Source organism: Actinoplanes sp. NPDC000266 (assembly GCF_042899005.1).
GTDB lineage: Bacteria > Actinomycetota > Actinomycetes > Mycobacteriales > Micromonosporaceae > Actinoplanes.
The window spans coordinates 662,084-684,365 of the sequence record NZ_JBIAZI010000006.1 but is presented as its reverse complement, the minus strand read 5'-3'; the positions used below and the strand labels follow the sequence as shown (position 1 = coordinate 684,365).

The 22,282-nt window shown below is 69.2% G+C and carries 19 protein-coding genes, 1 tRNA gene and 2 rRNA genes; 11 read left to right on the top strand and 11 right to left on the bottom strand.

Features of this window, described 5'->3' with window-relative positions; genetic code table 11:
* Nucleotides 1-769, top strand: a 23S ribosomal RNA gene (locus ACFY36_RS27425); the annotation flags it as partial.
* Nucleotides 770-869: 100 nt separating this feature from the next.
* A 5S ribosomal RNA gene (gene rrf, locus ACFY36_RS27420) occupies nucleotides 870-986 on the top strand.
* Nucleotides 987-1,440: 454 nt separating this feature from the next.
* Here the strand turns inward: rrf and ACFY36_RS27415 are convergent.
* Both ACFY36_RS27415 and ACFY36_RS27410 read right to left on the bottom strand, forming a co-directional pair.
* Nucleotides 1,441-2,628 carry a glycosyltransferase gene (locus ACFY36_RS27415; RefSeq protein ID WP_499748776.1) on the bottom strand — a complete coding sequence of 396 codons (1,188 nt, stop codon included), beginning with the start codon at nucleotides 2,626-2,628 and terminating at the stop codon, nucleotides 1,441-1,443.
* Nucleotides 2,629-2,694: 66 nt separating this feature from the next.
* On the bottom strand, nucleotides 2,695-3,840 hold the full coding sequence (locus ACFY36_RS27410; protein WP_499748775.1) for a glycosyltransferase family 4 protein: 1,146 nt from the start codon (nucleotides 3,838-3,840) through the stop codon (nucleotides 2,695-2,697).
* 482 nt (nucleotides 3,841-4,322) lie between these two features.
* On the opposite strand from ACFY36_RS27410, the gene ACFY36_RS27405 reads away from it, so the two are divergent.
* The gene (locus ACFY36_RS27405) at nucleotides 4,323-4,868 is read left to right on the top strand and encodes an RNA polymerase sigma factor (RefSeq protein ID WP_499748774.1); all 546 of its coding nucleotides are present in this window, start codon (nucleotides 4,323-4,325) and stop codon (nucleotides 4,866-4,868) included.
* Nucleotides 4,869-4,886: 18 nt separating this feature from the next.
* On the opposite strand, the gene ACFY36_RS27400 is transcribed toward ACFY36_RS27405, so the two are convergent.
* The 9 genes from ACFY36_RS27400 to ACFY36_RS27360 all read right to left on the bottom strand — a co-directional run bounded on the left by ACFY36_RS27400 (nucleotide 4,887) and on the right by ACFY36_RS27360 (nucleotide 15,461).
* Nucleotides 4,887-6,104: a phytase gene (locus ACFY36_RS27400; RefSeq protein ID WP_499748773.1), complete on the bottom strand. Its 1,218-nt coding sequence runs from the start codon at nucleotides 6,102-6,104 to the stop codon at nucleotides 4,887-4,889.
* Nucleotides 6,105-6,169: 65 nt separating this feature from the next.
* Nucleotides 6,170-6,625 carry a hypothetical protein gene (locus tag ACFY36_RS27395; RefSeq protein ID WP_499748772.1) on the bottom strand — a complete coding sequence of 152 codons (456 nt, stop codon included), beginning with the start codon at nucleotides 6,623-6,625 and terminating at the stop codon, nucleotides 6,170-6,172.
* A gap of 649 nt (nucleotides 6,626-7,274) precedes the next feature.
* On the bottom strand, nucleotides 7,275-8,006 hold the full coding sequence (locus tag ACFY36_RS27390) for a dienelactone hydrolase family protein (RefSeq protein WP_499748771.1): 732 nt from the start codon (nucleotides 8,004-8,006) through the stop codon (nucleotides 7,275-7,277).
* A gap of 337 nt (nucleotides 8,007-8,343) precedes the next feature.
* Entirely contained in the window at nucleotides 8,344-11,178 is a 2,835-nt protein-coding gene (locus ACFY36_RS27385; protein ID WP_499748770.1) for a hypothetical protein, read from the bottom strand.
* Entirely contained in the window at nucleotides 11,175-12,503 is a 1,329-nt protein-coding gene (locus tag ACFY36_RS27380; protein WP_499748769.1) for an SWIM zinc finger family protein, read from the bottom strand. The genes ACFY36_RS27385 and ACFY36_RS27380 overlap by 4 nt, the downstream gene beginning before the upstream one ends.
* Nucleotides 12,504-12,548: 45 nt before the next feature.
* Entirely contained in the window at nucleotides 12,549-13,190 is a 642-nt protein-coding gene (locus ACFY36_RS27375; protein ID WP_499748768.1) for a response regulator transcription factor, read from the bottom strand.
* A complete protein-coding gene (locus ACFY36_RS27370; RefSeq protein WP_499748767.1) occupies nucleotides 13,187-14,269 on the bottom strand; it encodes a sensor histidine kinase in 1,083 nt (360 codons plus the stop codon). Before ACFY36_RS27370 ends, ACFY36_RS27375 begins: the two co-directional genes overlap by 4 nt.
* The gene (locus ACFY36_RS27365) at nucleotides 14,266-14,520 is read right to left on the bottom strand and encodes a hypothetical protein (protein WP_499748766.1); all 255 of its coding nucleotides are present in this window, start codon (nucleotides 14,518-14,520) and stop codon (nucleotides 14,266-14,268) included. Before ACFY36_RS27365 ends, ACFY36_RS27370 begins: the two co-directional genes overlap by 4 nt.
* An 869-nt stretch (nucleotides 14,521-15,389) precedes the next feature.
* Nucleotides 15,390-15,461 (bottom strand) — tRNA-Lys (locus tag ACFY36_RS27360).
* 142 nt (nucleotides 15,462-15,603) lie between these two features.
* On the opposite strand from ACFY36_RS27360, the gene ACFY36_RS27355 reads away from it, so the two are divergent.
* From ACFY36_RS27355 to ACFY36_RS27320, 8 genes are all read left to right on the top strand, one after another.
* A complete protein-coding gene (locus ACFY36_RS27355; protein ID WP_499748765.1) occupies nucleotides 15,604-15,993 on the top strand; it encodes a TetR/AcrR family transcriptional regulator in 390 nt (129 codons plus the stop codon).
* A complete protein-coding gene (locus ACFY36_RS27350; protein WP_498693703.1) occupies nucleotides 15,980-16,333 on the top strand; it encodes a hypothetical protein in 354 nt (117 codons plus the stop codon). The genes ACFY36_RS27355 and ACFY36_RS27350 overlap by 14 nt, the downstream gene beginning before the upstream one ends.
* Nucleotides 16,334-16,392: 59 nt before the next feature.
* The gene (locus ACFY36_RS27345; protein ID WP_499748764.1) at nucleotides 16,393-17,271 is read left to right on the top strand and encodes an alpha/beta hydrolase family protein; all 879 of its coding nucleotides are present in this window, start codon (nucleotides 16,393-16,395) and stop codon (nucleotides 17,269-17,271) included.
* 71 nt (nucleotides 17,272-17,342) lie between these two features.
* Nucleotides 17,343-17,774, top strand: a complete 432-nt coding sequence (locus ACFY36_RS27340; RefSeq protein WP_499748763.1) for a hypothetical protein — start codon at nucleotides 17,343-17,345, stop codon at nucleotides 17,772-17,774.
* A 33-nt stretch (nucleotides 17,775-17,807) separates the two neighbouring features.
* Nucleotides 17,808-19,211 (top strand): Si-specific NAD(P)(+) transhydrogenase, encoded by a 1,404-nt coding sequence (gene sthA, locus ACFY36_RS27335; protein WP_499748762.1) that lies wholly within the window; start codon nucleotides 17,808-17,810, stop codon nucleotides 19,209-19,211.
* 235 nt (nucleotides 19,212-19,446) lie between these two features.
* Nucleotides 19,447-20,085, top strand: a complete 639-nt coding sequence (locus ACFY36_RS27330; protein ID WP_498693708.1) for a CGNR zinc finger domain-containing protein — start codon at nucleotides 19,447-19,449, stop codon at nucleotides 20,083-20,085.
* Between the two features lie 277 nt (nucleotides 20,086-20,362).
* The gene (locus ACFY36_RS27325) at nucleotides 20,363-21,283 is read left to right on the top strand and encodes a hypothetical protein (protein ID WP_499748761.1); all 921 of its coding nucleotides are present in this window, start codon (nucleotides 20,363-20,365) and stop codon (nucleotides 21,281-21,283) included.
* 48 nt (nucleotides 21,284-21,331) lie between these two features.
* Nucleotides 21,332-22,117: a zf-HC2 domain-containing protein gene (locus ACFY36_RS27320; protein ID WP_499748760.1), complete on the top strand. Its 786-nt coding sequence runs from the start codon at nucleotides 21,332-21,334 to the stop codon at nucleotides 22,115-22,117.
* The last annotated feature ends 165 nt before the right edge of the window (nucleotides 22,118-22,282 follow it).

Genomic DNA, 22,282 nt, shown 5'->3' with positions numbered 1-22,282 from the left:
TGAAGCTTGGACGCCAGTTCAGGTGGAGGCAATCTTGAAATACCACTCTGTTGGGTTTGGGTATCTAACTTGCGGCCCTGATCGGGTCGAGGGACAGTGTCTGGTGGGTAGTTTAACTGGGGCGGTTGCCTCCTAAAGGGTAACGGAGGCGCCCAAAGGTTCCCTCAGCCTGGTTGGCAATCAGGTGTTGAGTGTAAGTGCACAAGGGAGCTTGACTGTGAGACTGACGGGTCGAGCAGGGACGAAAGTCGGGACTAGTGATCCGGCACTTGCGTGTGGAAGCGGTGTCGCTCAACGGATAAAAGGTACCCCGGGGATAACAGGCTGATCTTCCCCAAGAGTCCATATCGACGGGATGGTTTGGCACCTCGATGTCGGCTCGTCGCATCCTGGGGCTGTAGCAGGTCCCAAGGGTTGGGCTGTTCGCCCATTAAAGCGGTACGCGAGCTGGGTTTAGAACGTCGTGAGACAGTTCGGTCCCTATCCGCCGTGCGCGTTGGATACTTGAGAAGGGCTGTCCCTAGTACGAGAGGACCGGGACGGACGAACCTCTGGTGTGCCAGTTGTCCCGCCAGGGGCACGGCTGGTTGGCTACGTTCGGAAGGGATAACCGCTGAAAGCATCTAAGCGGGAAGCCTGCTTCGAGATGAGGTATCCCACCACCTTGAGTGGGTAAGGCTCCCAAAAGACTATTGGGTTGATAGGCCGGAGATGTAAGCCAGGTAACTGGTTCAGTCGACCGGTACTAATAGGCCGAGGGCTTAACCACCCTAAACTTTTTGCTCAACGCGTCCACTGTGTGATTCACAGCAAACGAACAACCACCCCCAACGAGTATGGGGTTGCTGGTTTGTTCCGCTGATGGTTGTTTCGGTGGTCATAGCGGAGGGGAAACGCCCGGTCTCATTCCGAACCCGGAAGCTAAGCCCTCCAGCGCCGATGGTACTGCACTCGGGAGGGTGTGGGAGAGTAGGACGCCGCCGGACTCAACGTGAAACAGTAGGCCCACCCTTCGGGGTGGGCCTACTGTCGTTTCCGGACCTTTTGACGAGGCAAGCGTGCGTCAGCCCCCGCCCTTTTCGGTGACGGCAGCAGGCTGGCGTCCTTGGCGTTGAGCGCTCCAGCTCGACGTCGGCTCTGCTCTCGCCAAGAGCCCTCGCCGTCCTACCAGCGCGAGGCCATCGTCCCGGCCGGCGACCCAGCTCCCCGACCGATACTTCCGCTGCGGCACCCTTTATCGGACTAACGCGTCGGAAGCCATCGGCCATAGAAGACGGCATGTCACGGAGCTCGCTCGACCGAATTCGTGGCCGGGTCATAAGCCACGTCGGTCGAGCACCGCACCTTCCTGGCCCGCATGCAGAGCTTGGAAGAGCAGACCACCCGGCTGCCAACGAGGTGCGCATCAGCCCTCCACATGCTCGAGGGCCACCACTTGCGCTAAGAGCGGTGGTCAACGGCGAAGGGGTGCCGCCCTTCCCCTGATGGCCCCGCAGCGGTGGCGGTCGGTGTAACCGAGGCGTTGTGTGCCTGGAGGAAGCCGGCGACGGAAGCCTGCCATGGGAAGTGTTCGGCCCGGGTGCGGGCGGCGGCCCGCCGGGTGGCCTCGGGGATGGCTAGTAGTTGACGGAGGGCTTCGGCGTAGGCGGGACCCTCGCCAGGGGCGGCCAGTCCGGCCGGTCCGGCCGGACCGATCACCTCGGGTAGAGCGCTCTCGGAGCTGACCACGACCGGGGTGCCGCTCGAAAGGGTTTCCAAGGCGGCCAGGCCGAACGTCTCGATGGGCCCCGGTGCGATCGCCGCGTCCACTGTGGCCAGCAGGGCGGCGAGCTCCTGCTGGTTGGCTATGTGGCCCAGGAAGCGGACCGGCAGGCCACGGTCGGCGGCCTCGGACTGAAGGGCTGCTCGAAGGGGACCGGTGCCGGCCACCAGAAGGACGGCGGGCACGCCGGCCCGGCGCAGATGGTGCAGGGCCTCCAGCGAACGCCGCGGCTTCTTCTCGGGAGAGAGGCGGCCGCAATGCAACAGGAGGACGTCGTCCTTGGCCGACCAGCGGGAGCGCAACTCTGGGTTGTGATTGGCCGGAGTGAAGCGCTCCAGGTCGACGCCCAGGGGGACCTGGGTGAGGTTGGCCGTGCCCAGCCGTTCGAACTCCGCCGCCGCCCATGCCGTGGTGCACACGATCTGGTCGTGGTCGGCGGCTGATCGCGTGTTCAACATGTCGCCAACTCGGCGAGCCGGTGCGGGCCCGAACAGGCGCAGCAGGCCGGCCAAAGACTCGTGGGACACCATCATGGACGGTACGTCCTGCCGTTTCGCCCAGCGACCAAGCCACCGCAGGGTGGTGCGGTCGGAGACCTCCAGCCGGTCGGGGCGCAGCGCCTTCAACGTCGTGCTGAGGCGAGCCCGGTCGAGCAGCAGGCGGTAGCCGCCCATGCGCGGGACCAGTGGGCCCGGAAGGGTGATCACGCGGCCCTGGTCGGTGTCCTCGTCGGAGAACGACGGACCGGGGATGATCAGGACCGGGTCGTGGCCGGCGGCGCGGTAGCCGGCGCCCAGATGGCGCAAAGCGGTGCGCAGGCCGCCGGAACGCGGCATGACGAAGTTGGCAACCCGGACAATTCTCACTCGGTGGCTGACCTTCCGGCTCTGTGCGTGTGGAGAAAGATTTCATGCCCGCCTGTGAGGCTGCTGTCAGGCCGCCACGGGAGTCTTGCGGTGGAACAGGCCGAGAGTGCGGGCGGCGTCGTAGTGGCCCAGGAGTTCCTCACCCACGGCGTACCAGCTGCGACCCTCGATGGCGTGCCGGGCGGCCGCGCCGAAGGCGGCGCGCTTCGCGGGGTCGGCGGCCAATGCCCGTACGGCGTCGGTGAAGCCCTTTGATTGAAAAGGGGGAACCAGGTAACCGGTCCGGCCGTGGTGCACGAGATCGACGGGACCGCCGGCATTTGGCGCGACTACCGGCAAACCGCTGGCCATGGCCTCCTGCACCGCCTGGCCGAACGTCTCGTAGGGGCCGGTGTGCGCGAAGATGTCGAAGCTGGCGTAGAGGCGTGCCAGTTGAGCGCCACGGCGTACACCCAGAAAAAGCGCGGCCGGGAGGGCCTTGCGCAACTGCGGCGAGGCCGGGCCGTCGCCGACGATCACCAGCCGTACGCCGGGGAGCCGGCTCACGTCCGCCAGCAGATCGATCTGCTTCTCGACGGCCAGGCGGCCGACAAAACCGACGACGACCTCGCCGTTCGGGGCCAGCGCGCGGCGCAGACCGGAGCTGCGGCGACCCGGGTGGAAGAGGACGTCGTCGACACCGCGGCGCCAGAGGTGGACGCGCTCGACGCCGTGAGTGGTCAGGGCCGCGGCCGACTCGGTCGACGGCACCAGGGTCCGGGACGCGAGGTTGTGCACTGTGCGAATCCAGCGCCAGGCGGCGCCCTCGGTCATGCCGACCTTGTAGGCGCGGGCGTACGCGGCCACGTCGGTCTGATAGACCGCGACCGTGGGCAGCTTGAGCGTGCGGGCGGCGGCCATGCCCCAGGCGCCGAGCACGAATGGGCTGGCCAGGTGCACTACCTGGGTGCCGTGGGCGCGCAGGGCCCCGGTCAGGGTGGGCGTGGGCAGGCCGAGCCGGATCTGGGGATAGCCGGGCATCGGAAGGGAGGGCATCCGCACCACGGGGTACGGGACGGTGACCGGCACATCGCGAACCGCGGGGGGCGGCTGCGGGGCGATCACCAGGGGGTCGTGTCCGCGGCGCAGCAGGTGTTCGGCCGTGCGCACCACCGAGTTGGCGACCCCGTTCACGTCGGGGAGGAACGACTCCGTGACCAGAGCGACTCGCATGGAAGTCACGATGAGCGTCGCCGATGTCCGCACCGTGGCCGACGTACGAACGATGACCGACGACTAGGAGCCGCAGCGTACCGCCGATCCTGAACGTCTGCTGTATCGGCAAACATCACTGGCCCTCGCGGCGTTACCTCTTCGTTACCGGAGATCGAGAACAAAGGCGCCACCAAGCGCATCACACCAGACAGCGAGGTGGACGCCGCTTTTACGGGGGGCGGCGAGCACCTCGTCCCGCACCTCCTTGTGCAGCGCTCCACCCGGCCGCCCAGCGGCCGGGTGCAAGCGCGCGACCCCAGCGGCCGGGTGCAAGCGCGCGACCCCAGCGGCCGTTCCGGTCGAGTCACCCTTGGGACGCGGATCGGGTTCGTGGCGAATGCGCGCGTGCCTTTGTGGCTGGCCGGTCCACATTGACCGATCTTGCTGGAGGTGAATGCCGCCGTATGATGAGGGCGCTGAAGATCGAATACGGGGGCGGTATGCGAGACGATCAGCAGGAGGAGCTGGCGCGCCTGGCAGCGGCCGGCGACCAGGTGGCTCTGGAGCAACTGCTCGGGGCGATCCGGACGAGCGTTCTGCGGCGCTGCGCGCGATTCTTGCCGTGCTACCAGGACGCGGAAGAAGCGGCCCAGGATGTCCTGCTGCAGGTCGCACGCAACATCGGGCGCTTCGAGGGCCGGGCGCAGTTCTCGACCTGGCTGCACGTGATCATCGCGAACTGCGCGCGACAGACGTACCGATCGCTGAAGAGGCGCGCAGCCGAACAGGCACACGAGCTACTACCGGTCGACGTGCCCGATCCACGCACCACGAGCGTGATCGCGGGCTCGCGGCTGGACCTGCTGGACGCCCTTGAGCTGCTCGAGTCGTCACGCCCCGAACTGGTCGCGCCACTGGTCCTGCGGGACGTCTGCCAGCTCGACTATCGAGAGATCGCCACCCACCTCGGGCTACCGGAGGGGACAGTCAAGTCCCGCATCCATCACGCCCGAGGCGCCGTGCGCCCGCTCCTGGCCCAGTCCTAGCAGAGCTCCAGGACCCACTCAGCGCAGTTTCAGGGCGCGCCAGTCGACGTACTTGAAGTCGGTGCTGACGCGGCCGCCGTCCGGGGTGTTCTCGCCGTCGTGCAGCACCAGCAGGCCGTTCGGGAAGCCGGGCAGCGGCTCGGCGGTCACGGCGGCGCCGTCGGAGTGCTGCACGCCGTCGGCCCGTTTGCCGTCGACGACCGAGAAGCTGGTGATCGGCCGGTTGGTGCGACGGTCGTACACATAGAACTTGCTGTCGCCCTGGCTCGAGACGATCAGGTAACCGTTCTTCTTGCCGGTGGGGTAGATCGTCGTGCCTTCGACGTCGGCGGCGATGCGGCCGCCGAACTCGGTGGTGCCGAGCGTGCACTCCTCGGTCTCCGGGTCGTACGTGCCGGGGGCGCCGAACTCGGCGACCTTCTCGACGACGCGCGGGATGCCGGCGAAACGGTCCCGGTCGAGGGGGATGCGCCAGAGAGCGACATCCTCCTGCGCGGCGTAGAGGACACCGGCCTCGGCGTCGACGACCATGCCCTCGACCTGCGGGTCCTCGCCCGGCTCGAGGCACGGCGACCAGGTGGCGCCGTTCGGCAGGGCGAACTGCTTCGGCAGGTCGAGGGTGTCGGTCACCCGGTAGCCGATGCGGCCGCCGCGCTGCTCCTCCAGACGGAAGATGCCGAGCCGCGTGCTGTGGCGGCGGCTGACCACCGCGTACCGCTCGTAGGTGGCCAGGCCGTAGCCGGTGGCCTGCGTCTCGACCTCGGCCTGGTCGCGCGAGAAGAGCAGCGGCGCGTTGTCGGCGGTGACGTCGGTGAGGTGACCGCTGCGCCGCTCGATCCGGTAGATCCGCAGCTGGTCCAGCCCGCGATCGGTCACGACGGCCAGGTCGTACTTCTGCGGGCCGAAACCACTGATCAGATCGACGTTGTTGAACCGGCCGCCCTCGGGCGGCAGGATCGACTGCACCTCACGGCCGGCCAGGTCGTAGACCCGCAGGCCGCCGTTCTTGGCGGTGCCGATGACCCGGCTGCGCGACCGGTCGGCCCGGTTGACCCAGATGGCGGGATCGTCGGCGTCGGCGTCCCCACCGGCCTCGTCGTCGAAGAGAGCGGGCGTCTCCACGATCGCGGTGATCTCACGCTTGGAGCCGTCCGCGGGCTTGCCGGAGGCCTGCGCGGGTGCCGCGACAGCGGTGGTCAGTGCGACAAGAACAACGATCCCTGCGGTACGGCGCATGGCGCCGAGCCTAGCCCGGCCCACCAAGAAACCGGATGGACGGATGTTGAACGACAGATACCGGTTCAGGCCTTACGACGCAGCAGCATGACAACCATGGCAGCAGTGCCGGCCAGCCCAGCAGCGGTGATCAGCATGAGACCGGCGCCCAGGTGCACCTGAACAGCATTGCTGAAGGCACTGCCGATCCCGAACGGATCGTCGGGCCCGGACAAGAGGGAATCCCGAAGCTCGTTCTCGGTGGACCGCAGGTCCGCGATCTTCCAGACACCGATGATGAGCAACGCCAGAGCACTGCCGATACCCACGACATTGGTGACGATCGTGGCCACCGCGGGCAGCCGGGGCCCACGGATCCGCAGACCGGCTCCAACCGCCAGAACAAGCCCGAGCACCAGCGTGATCCACCCGTCGGCCCCGTCCGTACCGGAGACGCTGATCGAGCCGAGAATCGGAGCGTTGATGGTGGCCCAGGGCAGAAGCGACCCGAGAACAGCCGCAGCGCCCGCAGCCAGAGCCACCCACCCCGTGATCATCGGCCGCGACGGCTGAGCCGGCGGCGCAACGGCCCCCGGGTAGTAGGGATAGCCCGGCGGCTGCTGGTGGTAGTACCCAGGAGCTTGCCCCGGCGCGCCACCTGGCCCCTGAGTGCTGCCCAGCCCGGGCGCGCCACCCAAAGCCGGCGCGCCACCCGGCCCAGGCTGTGAATAGCCGGCGGGTGGATAGCCGCCAGGTTGCTGATACCCCTCGGGCGAAGGCTGGGGATAACCTCCTGGCGCCGGCGGCTGATAGGCGTTGGCCTGTTGATACGCCTCCGGCGCGGCGGGCTGATAGGTCCCTGCCGCCGGGGCGTTGTGAGAGCCCGAATTTTGTGGCTGCTGCCAGTAGGCATTCGGGTCCGGCGGCTGCTGAGCCGTGTGGGGTGAGGGCTGTGTGGCCGCGGGCGGGGGTTGCTGCCAGAAGGTGTCCGGGGTCTGGGGCTGCTGGTAGAGCGGGTCGGGGGCGGGCTGGCCGGGGTGAGGGTTCGGTTGTTCGGCCGGGGGCTCCTGCCATGGGTGCTGCGGCGGGTGGGACACGGCGGAACTCCTCGGCAGGTCGGGCTGAGTGATGGTGATGCGGCTGAGCCGCATCACTCACATGTCGGCATTTGCGGTGGGGTGTTGAGCATCCTCACCGGCGGGTCAGGAACGAGATCCCCTCGTAGAGCGCCAAGTCGGTGAGGACCGGGTCGTGGCGAGGGCCGATGTCGCGCATGAAGGCGTGCTCACCGCCGGCGTACACGTGGAGCTCGAGGTCCTCCAAGCCGGCGGCGTAGAGGGCGGAGATCACCTGGAGTCGCGCGTCGGCCGGGACGTGCGGATCCTGCGATCCGAAGATGACCATCAGGCGCCCGTGGATGTCGGCGGCCCGAGCGAGCGATCCGGGGTCGTCGGCGCCCAGCGAGCCGTTCTGCAGTCCGGTCGGGTAGAAGCAGACCGTCGACAGCACCCGAGGGTCGAAGGCGGCCCGGAACGCGAGGTGCCCGCCGAGGCAGAACCCGACCACCGAGAGGGTCGTGACGTCGTCCCGGTTCTCGAGGAAGTCGAGAACCGCCTCCCGGTCGGAGTCGAACTGCGCCGTCGTGGTCTCGGCGGCCGCCGTCAGCCCCGCCTGCTTTCCGGCGTCGTCGAATTCCAGGGCGACTCCCGCGACGTCGCCGCGCGGGTAGATCTCCGGCACGCACACGACGAACCCGGCCGACGCGAGCCGCCGAGCGGTCCGCAGCGTCGACTCGGTGAGCTGGAAAATGTCGGTGTAGAGCACCACTCCAGGAAGCGGCTCCTCACCAACGGGCCTGATCACCTTGGACCGGATCTCGCAGTCGGGCGCGGCAACCCGCACTTCGTCCTCACGCAACTTCATGCCGACCGACCCTACTGGCGTTCCTCGAGCGACCCGCCTACGGCAGCACCCTGTCACGCTCCGGAGGCACTCCAGCGGTCGACCGGCCTGGTCAGCGCCCGTGCCGCAGCCGATCGTTTCGAGCGACGCCCGGGTTGCGGCCAGTCGCCGCAGCGACGCATGGGTCGACTCTCGCGGCGCGGAGTTGCGCCGAGTAGCCGCCGGCGGGCCATGCCGCGTTGATGGACCGGCGGGCGGTGCCGTGCTGATGGACCGGCGGGCGGTGCCGTGCTGGCGGGCCGGCGGGCCGTGCCGCGCTGACGGGCCGGTGGGGTCGGCGGGTCGGCGGATCGGCGGGTTAGCGAGTCAGTACGGAATGCAGGCGCCTCGCCTCTTTCACCAGGCGGGAACTGCCCTTCTGGGTGGCGGCCTCGGCCAGCGGTGGGAGTTCTGTTCGTATGCCGGTTGCCGTGGCTACCTGGGTCGCCAGCTCCAGCAGGTCGGGCAGGCCGCGAGGGGCCGAGGGGAGAAGTCGCGGGATGGCGGCGGCCAGGACCTCCCAGACGGCGGTGGAAGCGCCGGCCCGGTGAGCGTCGGCCAAGGCGGGTACGACCCGGTTCAGTTTGATCAGGCTCAGGGCGCCCAAGTCGCCCAGGTCCCGGCCGACTGCTGTGGCGAACGACCCTGAGGATGGGAGGCCGGACGGGGCCTCGTCGAGGCGTTCGAGTCTGTAGCGGGTGGCCATGGTCAGGAAGGCGTCGGCCGCGGCTACGCGGTCGGCTTCGTGGCGGGCGGCCAGACCGTAAGCCATGGTGAGGGTCGTGGCGGGACCTATCGGGCCGTTGCACTCGGCCAGCAAGGGGAGCAAAGGGCCGGCGCCGCGCTGGTCCTCGTCGGCACCGGCGGCCAGCTCGGGGAGGGCCCAGGCGGCCAGGATCTCGCGATGGTGGGGCAGGGCGGCGGTGAGGACGCTGCCGTTGAGGATCAGGTCGTGGACGAAGACGTGTTTCACGTCGCGGCGGGTCAGGGTGACCAGTTGGTCCTCCACCCGCAGCAGCGGGGCCCGGGTGGGGGCCAGATTGACGGCCAGGCGGGCTACCGCGGGTGGTGGGGCGACCGCGGAGTCGCGTTTCGGGCCGGCGTGGAACTCGAACGTGCGGCCTGCCGCCTGTTCGATGCGGGTGCTTGCCGGGTCGGCCAGACCGCCGGCGGTCAGCCAGTCGAACATCTTGCGGCCGGCGGGAGAAGCCAGGTCGGCGGCGACGGCGGGATCGCTGTCGCGGGGCAGGCGCAGCAGCGCCTGTTCCAGGTCGAGGGGCCAGTGCTCGCGGCCGGTGGCCTCGAGCCGGCGGATGCGGTCGGCCAGGACCGAGGCGTCCAGGCTGCCGTTGGCCAATGTGGGGGTTGAGAGCAGCTCGGGAATGGGCGAGCGGAGGATGCGCAGGTAGAGCTCGGCCGCCCGCAGGGACAGCAGGCGGTCGGGTGGCTCGGAAAGGACCGGGTCGCCGATCGTCCAGGGAGCGTCGACGCCGGCGATCAGGCGGTGCCAGCGGCCTCTCTCGGCCTGGTCGCCGAAGGTGGGGTCGGTCAGGCGGCGGATCGCGGCGGCCAGGAGGGACAGGCGTGCGCGCGGCTGCCAGTGGTCCTCGGCGAAGTGCTCGGCGTGGCGGTTCAGCAGCGGGGTGAGCGCGGTGGCCAGGGCTGGTGTCTCGCCGGCGGCGCTCAGGGTGACCAGGGCGGCCAGGATTCGTTCCCAGCGGACGGCGGTCTCCTCATGCAGCATGGCGGCGACCTCGGTGGCCAGCTCGGACGCCGAGGTGATCGGCGGTGGCATCTCGGCCACCACTGGCAGCGGTGGAAGGTAGATGACGCCGGCGACCGGCGTGGGCTCCTCGGTGCCGAAGAGCAACGCCGCCTTCGCGGCCAGATCGCCACCGAGACCAGCCGCCAGGCCGGCCAGGCGATCGAGAGTGGCCGCGTCGAGCATCCCGTCCGGCGTGTCGGAACGGCCGGGCGTGTCCGGGCCGGTCGGGTTGGCGGAGCCGGTGGATGGGCGTGGCCCTGGCTTGGTGAGTCGCTTGAGGTGCTGGGCGGTCAGGGTCAAAGCGCGTTCCTGTACGTCCAGGGCGGGGTGACCGAAGGCGACGGCGATCGTCTCGAGGATCTCGGGTGCTCGCGCCGGCGTACGGCGGGCTGCCTTGTCGAGCCACGAAAGCTGGGCCTTGACCAACACTTTCTCTTTGCGGAGCAGGGTGTGGTGGCTGACTTCCAGGAGAGTCTCCAGGTCCAGGAGGCCGGCCTCGTCGACCGTACGGAGGGCTCGCTGGGCCAGACCGGCCACCGTGGACGGCGCGTCGGGGAGCAGGCCGGCGTAGTCGACGGCGTGGGTGGCTGACTCTTCGAGCGTGGGGGCCAGCATGTCGTGAAGCATGACGAAGGGGCGCAGCCAGGCGGGGCGGTCGCCGCGGACCAGGCGGTCGATGGTGGCGGCCAGGATCTCCTTGCGTTCGAGGCGGCCCTCGGCGACCAGTTGGGCGGTCACGGCGGGGAAGACCGGCTCATCGATCCAGGAGTTGGTGTCGGGGTCCATGGTGCCGCGGGTCAGCTCGGCGCCCAGGCCGTCGATCTCGAACAACGCGGGGAGGAACAGGTCCAGATAGGGCGAGGCGCGGAACTTGTCGAGCGGTGGCACCGCGGGGCGCTCCCACGGGCTGCGGAGTGTCTCGTCGAGCCAGCAGCGGACCACCGGCTCGGTCACCGGTGGGGTGGCGCCCGACTCGGCCAGCAGGGTGGCAACGAGTTTCCAGCCCCCCGTCCACGTGTCGTCCGTGGACAGCCTCATGGCCAGGCGGGTGGCCAGATCGCCGAGCCAGGGCAGGTCGCGGCCCCGGACGATCTCGAGCAGGCGGGGGATCGGGATCTGCCGCCACTTGTCGCGGATGTCGCGGCGCAGGAGCAGGCGGGCCGCGCGAGGGGCGGTCGGCATCGTGCCGAGGACCGCCAGGGCGAAGCTGCCGGTCGGGTCGGTGGCCGGGCGCCACCAGTCTTCGATCGTCAGGGCCTTGATGTGGGACTCGACCACGGGGGCGAACGCCAGGCGTTCCTCCTCGGTCGCCTTGAGCAGCAGGGAGGTCACGCCGACGGTGTCGCCGTTGTGGGCGCGACGCTCAAGCACTTCCCATTCGAGGCTCATGCGCGCACCTCCTCGGCGTCGACGCCGGAACGGACCAGGCGGACGGCCAGCGCGTGTTTGCACGGGCCCCGCTCGCCGCGATGTCTGGCCCACCACCAGCATGTGCAGGAGCCGTCAAGACGTACGTGATAAAGCTCCTCGCCGCTGCGAACCACCGCGGCCTCGCCCTCGAGGGTCACCGCGCCCTCGGCGGCCAGTGATCGCGCCCCGGCCAGGCGAGGATTCAGGTCGGCCACGGCGTCGGCCGAATAGGGCAGCGTGCGGTGGAAGTAGCCGGCCTCGGCGACGTCGTAGCCGACCCGGCCGGCCGTGCCGAGCTGGGTCAGGGCATCACGCACCCGAGCGGCGGTCAGACCGGCCGCGACGGCCAGCGCGTCGACGTCGATCGTCGGGTCCCAGGAAAGCAGCACGCTGATCAGGTCGGCGTCGTCGGTGGCCTCGTCGCCGGCCAGCGAGTCGAGCACTGAGCCCTCGCCGGAGAAGCCCCGGTAGGGCTCGGGTGAGAGCGTCAGCGACAGGCGCTGCGACGGGGTGCTCAGCTCCCACGTGCTGGCCACCGGGCCGCTGCCGGCGGCGACCGGCGGACCGTAGACGCGCAGCGTGGTGGCATGACGCAGGAAAGGTCTGAGAGCGGCCAGGCGCCCGGGGCCCGCCAGGCAGACCGCTCCGGCTGTGGGCCGCGAGGTGAACCGCAGCGAACGGCCGGCGGGCACCGCCCAGAGCACCGACCGGTCGCCGGCGGAGAGCCGGTTGAGCAGGGCGCGGGCCTCGACGGCACCGAGCTCCGCGCGGGGGTCGAAGCGGGAGGTGAGCACCTGAGCCTCGGCGAAGCCGCGCAGCCAGCGCGACGGCAGCGGCACCTTGCGCTCGACGACCGGTCCGTCAAATGTCGTCACGGTCAGGTCGTCGGGGCCGACGGCCAGGTGCATCGGGTCGGCGCGGCCGACCCGGCCCAGGGCGCGCCGCAACGGTGGATTGACGTCCACATTGGTCGTGCCATGAGCGACGATCTCGCCGTCGATGCCGGCGGGCAGTACGTCGACTCGCGCGTAGACCCCGCAGCAGCCGGAGAACGACTCGAAGCGCAGCCGGTCGCTGCCCGCGGTCACCACCGGGTCGAGGCTGGCCGGGCTGACCGGCCGGAAATATCGGGTGCGGGCGACCTCGGCCACCGCGAGCAGGCCGGCCGCGGCGGCGCCGGGATCGGTCAGGAAGCCGGCGAAGAAGCGCGGATGCGCCGCCGGGCCGCCGGAGGTCTGAAGGGCCAGGCCCGAGGGGTCCAGCGCCGACGAGCCGAGGTATGAGTACGCCGCTGCGGTTGCCATGGCGGACAAGCTAGGGGGTGGGTACGACAAGTTTCCAGGCCATTTTCAGGGCAGCCGGTGACGGGCCGCGTAGGTGGCCGCTTCGGCCCGGTTCCGGGCGCCGATCTTCGCGAAGGCGTTGTTGATGTGGGTCTTCACGGTGGCCTCGGCGATGTAGAGTTCGGCCGCGATCTCGGCGTTCGTGCGCCCCAGCGCTATCCGTCCGAGCACCTCCGCCTCACGCGGTGTCAGGCCGTCCGGGAGCGGCGGCGGTGGTGCCGCGGGCGTACCGGAGAAGGTCTGGGCAATGCGGGCCGCGACGACCGGGTCGAGCAGGGAATGGCCGGTCGCGGCCGCTCGCAGGGCCATGCCGATCTCGGCGCGCCCGGCGTCCTTGGTCAGATAACCGCGCGCGCCGGCGGCGAGCGCCCCCGCGATCGACTCGTCGTCGGCGTAGGTGGTCAGCACGACCACGGCCACACCCGGGTGCTGGTCACGGATGCGGGCGGTCGCGGTGATGCCGTCCAGGACGGGCATGCGCAGGTCCATCAGCACCACGTCGGGCTCGTGCTCGGCGACCAGCGCCAGGGCCTGTTCGCCGTCGGCGGCGGCGCCGACCGCGGTCACGCCGTCGACGAGGTCGAGCAGGGCGGTCAGCCCCTCCCGGACGAGCTGTTGATCGTCGGCCACCACCACCCGCAGTGTCATGCGGGAACCTCCGCGACGACGTGCCACATGCCGTCGGCGACGCCGGCCTCGAGGGTGCCGCCGGCCAGGGCCAGCCGTTCCCGCGCGCCGACGAGCCCGTAGCCGCCATCTGAAGAGGACCCCTCGCACTTGTTGGCGACCGTGAGCCGTACGGCGGAGTCCGTGCATTCGAGAAGAACGGTCACATCGGTCCCTGGGGCGTGTTTGGCGGCGTTGGTCAAAGCCTCACGCGCGGTCCGCACGAGGGCGACCTCAGCCGCCGGATTGAGGTTGTGCGCGCTCCCGTGCGTACACAAGGAGGCCTGAACCCCGTGATCAGCGTGATGCGCCGCAGCGAGATCGGCCAGCGCCCGCGGCAGCGGAGGAACGTCGGCTCGAAGGGCCGCCACCGCGGACCGCGCCTCCGTCAGACCGTCCCGGGCCAGCTTGCGGGCCCTGCGGACCCGGGTCGCGGCGGCGGTCAGGTCACGCTTCTCCGTCAACTCGGCCTCGGCGACTTCCAGTTGTACGGCGAGAGCGCCCAGCGAATGAGCGAGCACATCATGAAGTTCACGGGCGATCCGGGCGCGCTCATCCAGGGCGGCGGCGCGAGCCTGTGCCTCGTGGGTCCGCGCGCGTTCCTCGGTACGAAGGCGATGCTCGCGGCGGTGCAGGCTGAACAGCACCACGATGACGATCACCGCGGCCTGGGCGAGCACGGCGCTGCTTCTGATGCTGAGCGACATGACGGCCACGACGGCGGCGGTGACGCCGAGGATCGCCCAGAGAGGAATCCTCGGCAGCATCACGAAGATGAAAAGAGCGGCGAAAAGGAAAAGCTGCGCCGATCCGTTGCCGTCGCCGCCGACGACCGCGGCGGGCAGAACAGCGGCCACGGCAAGGGACGTGCGCGCCAGTCGTGGCCACCGGTGGTCGGTGGCCACGAAGACGAACCAGCAGACCAGAGCGGCGACGAGCGGAGGCGTCGCCTGCCCGGGCAACGCCCAGATCAGCAGGGCGCTGAGCGCGATCCGGACGATCCACCCGGTCTCCGGGTCGTCGGCGCGAACGAGGGCCGCGGCCCGGCGCAGCAGCGTCAAGCGCGGTCCCGCACGAGGTCGAGGATGATCTCCACCATGAGCAGACGGTAGGCGACGAAAGCCAGCCCCACCACCACGAGAACCACGACGATCGCGGCGATGAGCTTGCCGGTCACCCTGCCACCCTCCTTCTCCAGCACCCGATCGACGACGGTCGCGGCGAGGCGGGTGCTCCGGCTGCCGCGCTTGTCCCCGGTGATCAGATAGTTCGCGGCCCGGACGGCGGGCCGGCGGTCCATGTCCTTGGTCATGGCAAGGAAGCTACGGACGACCCCGGGTGGAGAAGGACCACCGAGAGATGGAGAAGAGGGTGGAGCTACTAAGAGACGACCTGAATCGCCTGCAGGAACAGGATGACCAGCTTGGCGATCGCCACGACCCCGACGATCCCGGCGATGTACGGCGCGATTTCCGGCTTGCCCATTTCGATTACCCCCGACGACGTTTCCCGAAGAGGCAGAGGATTTGACCCTGGCGGGTGTCGCTGAACCCCACTGAGCACGTGAGGAGCGCGACGTTGCCCCAGGTGAACCCCCGGAGCGGATTCCGCCCGAGCTCCTCGTCATAGCGGTGTCCGGGTTGGTCATCGGCGTCGGCAGTCTCACCATGCTCGTGCCCGACGTGCGGGCAGCACACGGCGAAGGCCGCAGGGGAAGTTCACCCTCGCGGAACCGATGCCTTGTGACCGGTCCGATCCGCCGCGCCGGCGATGCGGTTGACTCGGCGACTTCGTCAGCGACAACGGCCGGTTCGTGCGACAAACATGGAACTGTCCGGAGGACTGCCGGACGGAGCAAAGGCCAGCGACGTCATAGCGGCGCGCGGTACTGAAAGCTGGAAGCAGGACCGCGATCCACCCGCTCACAGGCGACCAGACGCGGAAACAGGCAGCCGGATTCGCAGCCATGGGGCTGGGCGCCAGCTTGATCGGCCTGCTAGTCCTCCGCCGTGGTTATGGCTACGCAGATAACAGAGCCAGGAAGCCACCGTGACCCACCCACCGTGACCCACCCACGCAGCGCGCCCACCGCAACGTGGGGTCCGGGGGTCGCCCCCGGAGGAGGTATGACGAGTGGCCCCGGCCCGCGCTCCCCGCGGGCACACTCCACCCATCCACTCGTGGGCCGCCGGGGATTCGAACCCCGAACCTAAGGATTAAAAGTCCTCAGCTCTGCCATTGAGCTAGCGGCCCGCTGATCCATAAGGCTACCGGAGCGATCGCGGGACGAGCATGCGGCTTTCCCCGTGGCGTACGGATCGAGGATCTTCAGGTCTTTCGGGTTTGAGAACGATTGTTCTTGACTGATCGTTCTCAAACCGGCTAGCGTTGTGGTGTGGGACGGCCTAGAGGGTTTGACGAAGAGGCGGCGGTGGTGGCCGCGGCGGCGTTGTTCGCCGGGCGCAGCTATGACGGGACCTCGGTGGACGACCTCGTCGGGCAGACCGGCGTGCACCGCGGAAGCCTCTACAAGACGTTCGGCAGCAAGCGGGGGCTCTATCTCGCGGCGCTGCGGCACTACGTCGATCGGGAGCTCGGTGAGCGCGGCGACCTTCGGTTTCTGCTGTTGGCGGCGGCCGAGCGGGCGCCCGTCGACAGTGAGGTCGCGGCAGAGGTGACGAGAGGGATCCGGCTGCTCGATCGGGGCGACGGTGAGGAGGCCACGACGGTGGCGTTGGGGCTGAGAATTCGGGAACTGGCGGAGGGGAATCATGGCGGTCGTTGAGATCGAGGGTGGCTCGCTGGTGGTGCGGGTCCAGGGGATGGACAAGCTGTGGGCGCTGAAGAGCAGCCTCACCATTCCGCTGGCCAACGTGCGCGGGGCGACAAATGACCCGGGCATCGTGAACGAGCCGAAGGGTGTGCGCAACGCGGGGACGTACATGCCGGGGGTCGTGGTTGCCGGCTCTTTCCGCCGCGAAGGGGAGCGGATCTTCTGGGATGTGCGCGATCCGGCGAAAGCCGTGGTCATCGAGCTGGCCGACGAGCACTACGCGCGGCTCATCGTGCAGGTGGACGATCCGCGGGCGACGGTCGAGCTGATCGAGAACGCCATGACGCATTGACGGGAGCCGCTGCGTAGTCGAATCTCTAGTGGAAACAGTGTTCCGCGAAGGGAAACGACATGGTCCTACGCCGCGCCGCTCTGATCGCTGCCACGCTCGTCGCCGGGGTCGCCATTGCCCCGGCGGCGGCCGAGGCGGCTCCGGCGGTCAGCTCCTACAGCACGACGATCAACGGTGATCAGACCGACGTGTACTACCCGGTGCGCAAGGACCGGGCGCCGGTGGTCCTGCTTCTCCAGGGCGCCAACGTCGACAAATCGGCCTATTCGAACTTCGCGAGCGGTCTGGCGGCGTACGGCTTCGTCGTCGCCGTGCCGAACCACGCACGCAGCTTGGGCCCTGTGAACGGCCTTTACCCGGATGCTCTTCAGGCGAACTGGACCGTGAGCTGGGCCGTGGCCGAGAACGCCCGGGCCGGATCGCCGGTGAAAGGACGGATCGACACCGGCACCCTGCTGCTGACCGGGCACTCCTTCGGTGGAGCGGCGGGGTTGGGCATCTCGACGGGGCTGTCCACCCCGCCCTTCACCGACGTGCCGGTGGCGGCGCCGGCCGAGCTCAAGGCGGCCGCCTTCTATGGCGCCAATTACACCATTCCGGTCGCCAACATCGTGCCGGTGGCGCTGATCCAGGGCAGCGTGGACGGCATCGGGTTGCCGGCGAAAGGCCTCGCGACCTACGAGGCGATGCTGGGACGACCGCGGCTGTACGTCAGCGTGACGGGAGCCAATCACTACGGCATCACCGACACGCAGAACCCGGCCGGCGCCATTCCGGACGCGTCGCCGCCGACGCTGGCGCAGGCGACCGGCACCACGACGATCGCCCGCTGGACGGCCTACTGGCTGCGGGCACAACTGGGCGATCCGGTCGGCCAGGCCTGGGTGAACGGGGTCGGCGATCTGGTCGACCAGAACGTGGAGACACGGAAGGATTAGCCTGCTCGGGCGCGGGATTGCCCGCGAACGGCCGCTGGTCAGGGCGTACCCCGTGGGACAGTATCGGTAGCGTGACCGAGTACGACGCCGAGCAACTGACCGCGGGGTTCCGCTCCATGACCATGCTGACCGCCCTCGTCGGGCGGGGAGGCCGGCCCGCGGCGGTGAGCCCGACCATTGCGCTGCGCGCCGCCGAGAAGCAGTACGGATGGCTGCCGGTCAAGGTCGACGGCTCGAAGATGGAAGTCGCCGTCATCACCAACCTTCGGATGATCCTCGGCGAGAGCGAGATCCCGCTCTGGGCGATCACCCGGCTCCGGCCCGGCAGCGCCCAGTGGTCGGTGGCGCTGGAGATCATCGGGCGCGAGGAGGCGCTGGTGCTCAGCGGGCCCTGGGTGCCGTGGATGAGCGTGGTCATCTGCGCCGAGCTCTACGGCACGGCCTGGCCGCCCGCCTATGCTCCGATCCCGGGAAACAATAGGGAAAATCTTGTGACGGCATAGACCGGGCCCTCCGGTACTGCGACGCTAAGTGTCGTGTACGACTACGACCTGTTGGTGCTGGGCTCCGGGCCCAGCGGTCAGAAGGCCGCCATCGCGGCCTCCAAGCTGGGACGCCGCGTCGGCGTCGTCGACCGCCGGGACATGATCGGCGGAGTCTGTATCAACACCGGCACTGTGCCGTCGAAGACCCTGCGTGAGGCTGTTCTCTATCTGACCGGCCTCAGTCAGCGCGATCTGTACGGCAGCAGCTACCGCGTCAAGGACGAGATCACCGTGAGTGATCTCGCCGCGCGCACCCAGCATGTGATCAGCCGGCAGACCGACGTCATCCGTAATCAGCTCGCCCGCAACCACGTCACGATGATCACCGGCGTGGGCCGTTTCGCCGACGCGCACTCGATCTGGGTCGACGGCGGCAGCGGCCGGGAGAGCAAGGTCAGCGCCGACAAGATCATAATTGCGGCGGGTACGAGGCCCGCGCGGCCGGACAGCGTCGACTTCGACGACCGGACGATCGTCGACTCGGACGGCGTGATCAACCTTCAGGCGGTGCCGCGCAGCATGGTCGTGGTCGGCGCCGGGGTCATCGGCATGGAGTACGCGTCGATGTTCGCCGCGCTCGGCACCAAGGTCACAGTGGTCGAGCGCCGCGAGCAGATGCTCGACTTCTGCGACGACGAGATCGTCGAGTCGCTCAAATACCACCTGCGGGACCTCAGCGTGACGTTCCGTTTCGGCGAGGAGGTGGCCGCGGTCGAGCGTCACCAGACCGCCGCGCTCTGCATCCTCAAGAGCGGCAAGAAGATCGCCGCCGACACGGTCATGTACTCGGCCGGCCGTCAGGGACAGACCGACGACCTGGCGCTCGAGGCGGCCGGGCTCAGCGCCGACCGGCGCGGGCGGATCGAGGTCGACGGCAACTTCCGGACGGCCGTGGACAACATCTACGCGGTCGGTGACGTGATCGGCTTCCCGGCGCTCGCCTCGACCTCGATGGAGCAGGGGCGCCTGGCCGCGCATCACGCCTGCGGCGAGCCCACCCGCGACATGCACCAGCTCCAGCCGATCGGCATCTACACGATTCCCGAGATCAGCTTCGTGGGCGCGACCGAGGATCAGCTCACCGAGAGCTCTACGCCATTTGAAGTGGGCATAGCGCGCTATCGCGAGCTGGCCCGCGGGCAGATCGTCGGCGACTCCTACGGCATGCTGAAACTGCTGGTGGCGCCCGAGGACGGCAAGTTGCTGGGCGTGCACGTGTTCGGCACGGGCGCCACGGAGATCGTGCATATCGGGCAGGCCGTGATGGGCTGCGGCGGCTCGGTCGACTACCTGGTCGACACGGTCTTCAACTATCCGACGCTCTCCGAGGCGTACAAGGTGGCGGCTCTCGACGCCTCCAACAAGATCCGCAACATCACGAGGATCGACGGCTAAGACCTTTATTTCCGTACGCCCGTAGCACGCCTTCCCGCATTTTCGGGACTTATCGGAATCGTGCTCCACGAAAGGGTGCGCTGCCGTGATTGTCCAAGGTGGCATCACGCGATCACCCCGCAGTGTGTCTAACCGGTACAAGAGGAGCGCCTCGTGGCGATGAAAAACTGATCTCTAAGGGGGACCTAAGGTTTCACAGGCATTGCCGTGAAAAAGAATCAAGTACCCTTCGGCTATGTCATGGATGGCCAGTGCCCGGCACGGCGTACGTGAGGCCCCCGCCGGGTTGGCCCTCCTGCAAGAGTTGCTGAACACGCGCGCACCCATGGCGTACGGCGTCGATCTCCTGCTCGACGCCGACGACGCGCAGCGCTGGCTGACCGAGGCCCTGGCCACGTGGTCGCGGGTGTCCGGGTTGCCGGCGCCGACGCTGCTGATCTCGTCGTCCGATCTGCGCTCGCTGCGCCGGCTCCGGTCCACCTTTGAAAACGTGATCCTCGCCGGCGGCACGCGCGAGCCGTCGGGAGCGCTCCCACCGGCGGATGTGCCGGTCAGTCTCGTTCCCGACGCCGACGGTTGGGTGCGCATCGTGCCCACCGGGCGCGGCGTGCGGTGGCTGGCGTCGGCGCTCTGGGCCGAGGCGTTGCTGGCTCAGCAGGCCGGGCTCTGGCCTCGGCTCAAACTGTGCAACAACTCGGAGTGCCGGGCCGCCTTCTTCGACACGTCCCGGAACAACAGCGGTGTCTGGCACGACGTCAGCACTTGCGGCAATACGGCTAATTTGCGGGCCTTCCGCGAGCGCCGCCGTTTGATGGGCGGCAGTGGGGCGGTGCCGCCGCGCCCGACGGTCCAAGGACCGCCGAGCCTGATTTAGGCTCAGCGGCCGACTCGCGTTTCGGCTGGCCTTGAGGGCTCTGCGGCCGACTCGCGTTTCGGCCGGCGTTGAGGGCTCTACCGCTTTCTGCTGAGCTGTCTGGCCCGCCTTGACGTCTGCGGCGAGGGGTTGCGCGCGTTTGAGCGGCGACAGCGGGCAGTCGAATGGTTGTGGACGGTGGAAATGATTGCGGAGGAAAGGTTCGAAAAGGCTGACAACCCCCACTCGGGGATCGGTGTCTTGCTTGTCGTAAGGGATTTCCGACCAAGGAGACACCATGTCGCGCAACACCGAGATCGGCCAGCACGAGGCCAAGCCGCGTCGCACCGTCGTGTGGCGGGCCACCGCGGGAGTGGGCTTCGCCGCCGCGGCGATCGCCGCCGTGGCCGTGGCCACCAGCGGCAGTGGCACGCAGGCGCCGGCGCCGGCCGCCGCGGCCGCGAAGCCGGCGACGACCACCGCCGCCGCCCCGGCCGAGCAGCCGCCGCTGGTGCAGCTGGTCGGCTACCTGAGCAAGGCCGAGCAGCCCAAGGGCGACGCCACCCTCGTGCTCCGCGACCAGCACCTCACGAACGGCCAGACGATCGACGTCTGGGACCTCTTCGCCGACAACGGCGACCTCTACTTCGCCAGGACCCGCGCCGGGATGCCGGCCCAGGTCAAGGGACACCACTCCCAGGTCTCCGAGGACAAGATCGGCCAGCAGAAGGCGGTCGCCGCCGCCAAGTACGCCGCCAAGGGTGACCTGAACGAGGCCCGCAAGCGGATGGCCCTGGCCTACGTGCCGAAGAACCCCAAGGTCAAGCCGACCCTGCTGCCGCCGGGCTTCGTCCCGCCCGCGCCGACCAGCACCAAGGTTCCGGCCGTGCTCAAGGAGATGTCCCAGATCAACACGACCGACAACTGGGTCTGGGGCAACTCGATGACCGCGCTCCAGTCCGGTGCCGGCGACCCGGCCGTCCGCGCCGGCGTGCTGCGGCTGCTCGGCCAGATGCCTGAGGTCAAGGTCAGCAAGAGCAGCGCCGGTGGCAGGGCCGTGCTCGTCCTGACCGCCACCAAGCCGATCAACCCCGAGGTGGAGACCCTGACCGTCGACGCCACGACCGGTCTGCCGACCAAGTACGCCAACGGCGGCGGCACCACCAACTACACGGTTACGCGCGTGACCTTGGCGGATGTCGCCAAGGGCAAGTTCTGAGACCGGGGCTCCGGGAACTTCGGGGCCCTCCCGCGCGACTATGGATTCATGGCTTGTGAGCGGTGGCGCGAGATGCTTTCGGCGCAGCTGGACGGCGAGGACGACCCGGCCGACCGGCCGCTGGTCGAGAAGCACCTGGCCGGATGTGCCGAATGCCGGGATTGGCTGGACGGTGCGGCGGCGGTCAACCGCCTGACGAGCACGCGGATGGCCCCGGCGCCCGACCTCAGCGAGGCGATCCTGGCGGCGCTCCCGGCGCCGTCGCCGCGAAGGCGAGCCTTCTTCGTGAAGCGGATCCCGATCGCGGCGGCGCTCTTCGTGGCTCTCGCGGCCGTCGGGGCCGTGCAGCTCATCCTGGGTCTCGACCAGATCGGCGGCGGGGTCGTCGTCGGCGGCCACCAGCACACCGCCGCGGCCGCCGACCCCGGTCACCTATGGCACGAGTCGGCCGCGTGGAACGTGGCGGTCGGGGCGGGCTACCTGTTCATCGCGTTGCGCCGGGTTCGGCCGTCGGGGCTGGTGCCGATGCTCACCGCGTTCGTGGGGATGCTGGTGCTGCTTTCGGTGAACGACCTCTCCGGCGGCCGGGTCGACGCCACGCGGCTGGTCAGCCACGGTTTTGTGATCCTCGGCTATCTGCTGATCGTCACGCTCTCCCGCATTCCGGGCGGTTTCGTGAGCACGCCGCCGGGTGCGCGGGCCGGTGCCGGCTCGGGCTGGACCGCGCGCTTCGCTGACGAGGAGGACGAGGTCGAGCCCGCGGCGCGGCCGGGGCTGCGACTGGTACCGCGCGGCCCGATGACCGCGCGAGAGGAAGAGCGCCGGGCGGCGTGACCGCGCGAGAGGAAGAGCGCCGGGCGGCGTGACCGCGCGAGAGGTGGAGCGGGTGGTGTGGCCTCGCGGAGGGAGAGTGCCTCTGGCGTGGCCGCGCGGGAGGAAGGCGCCGGCGGCATGGCCACGTCGGGGGAAGGGGCGCCGCGCCGGGGGAAATGCGGGCCG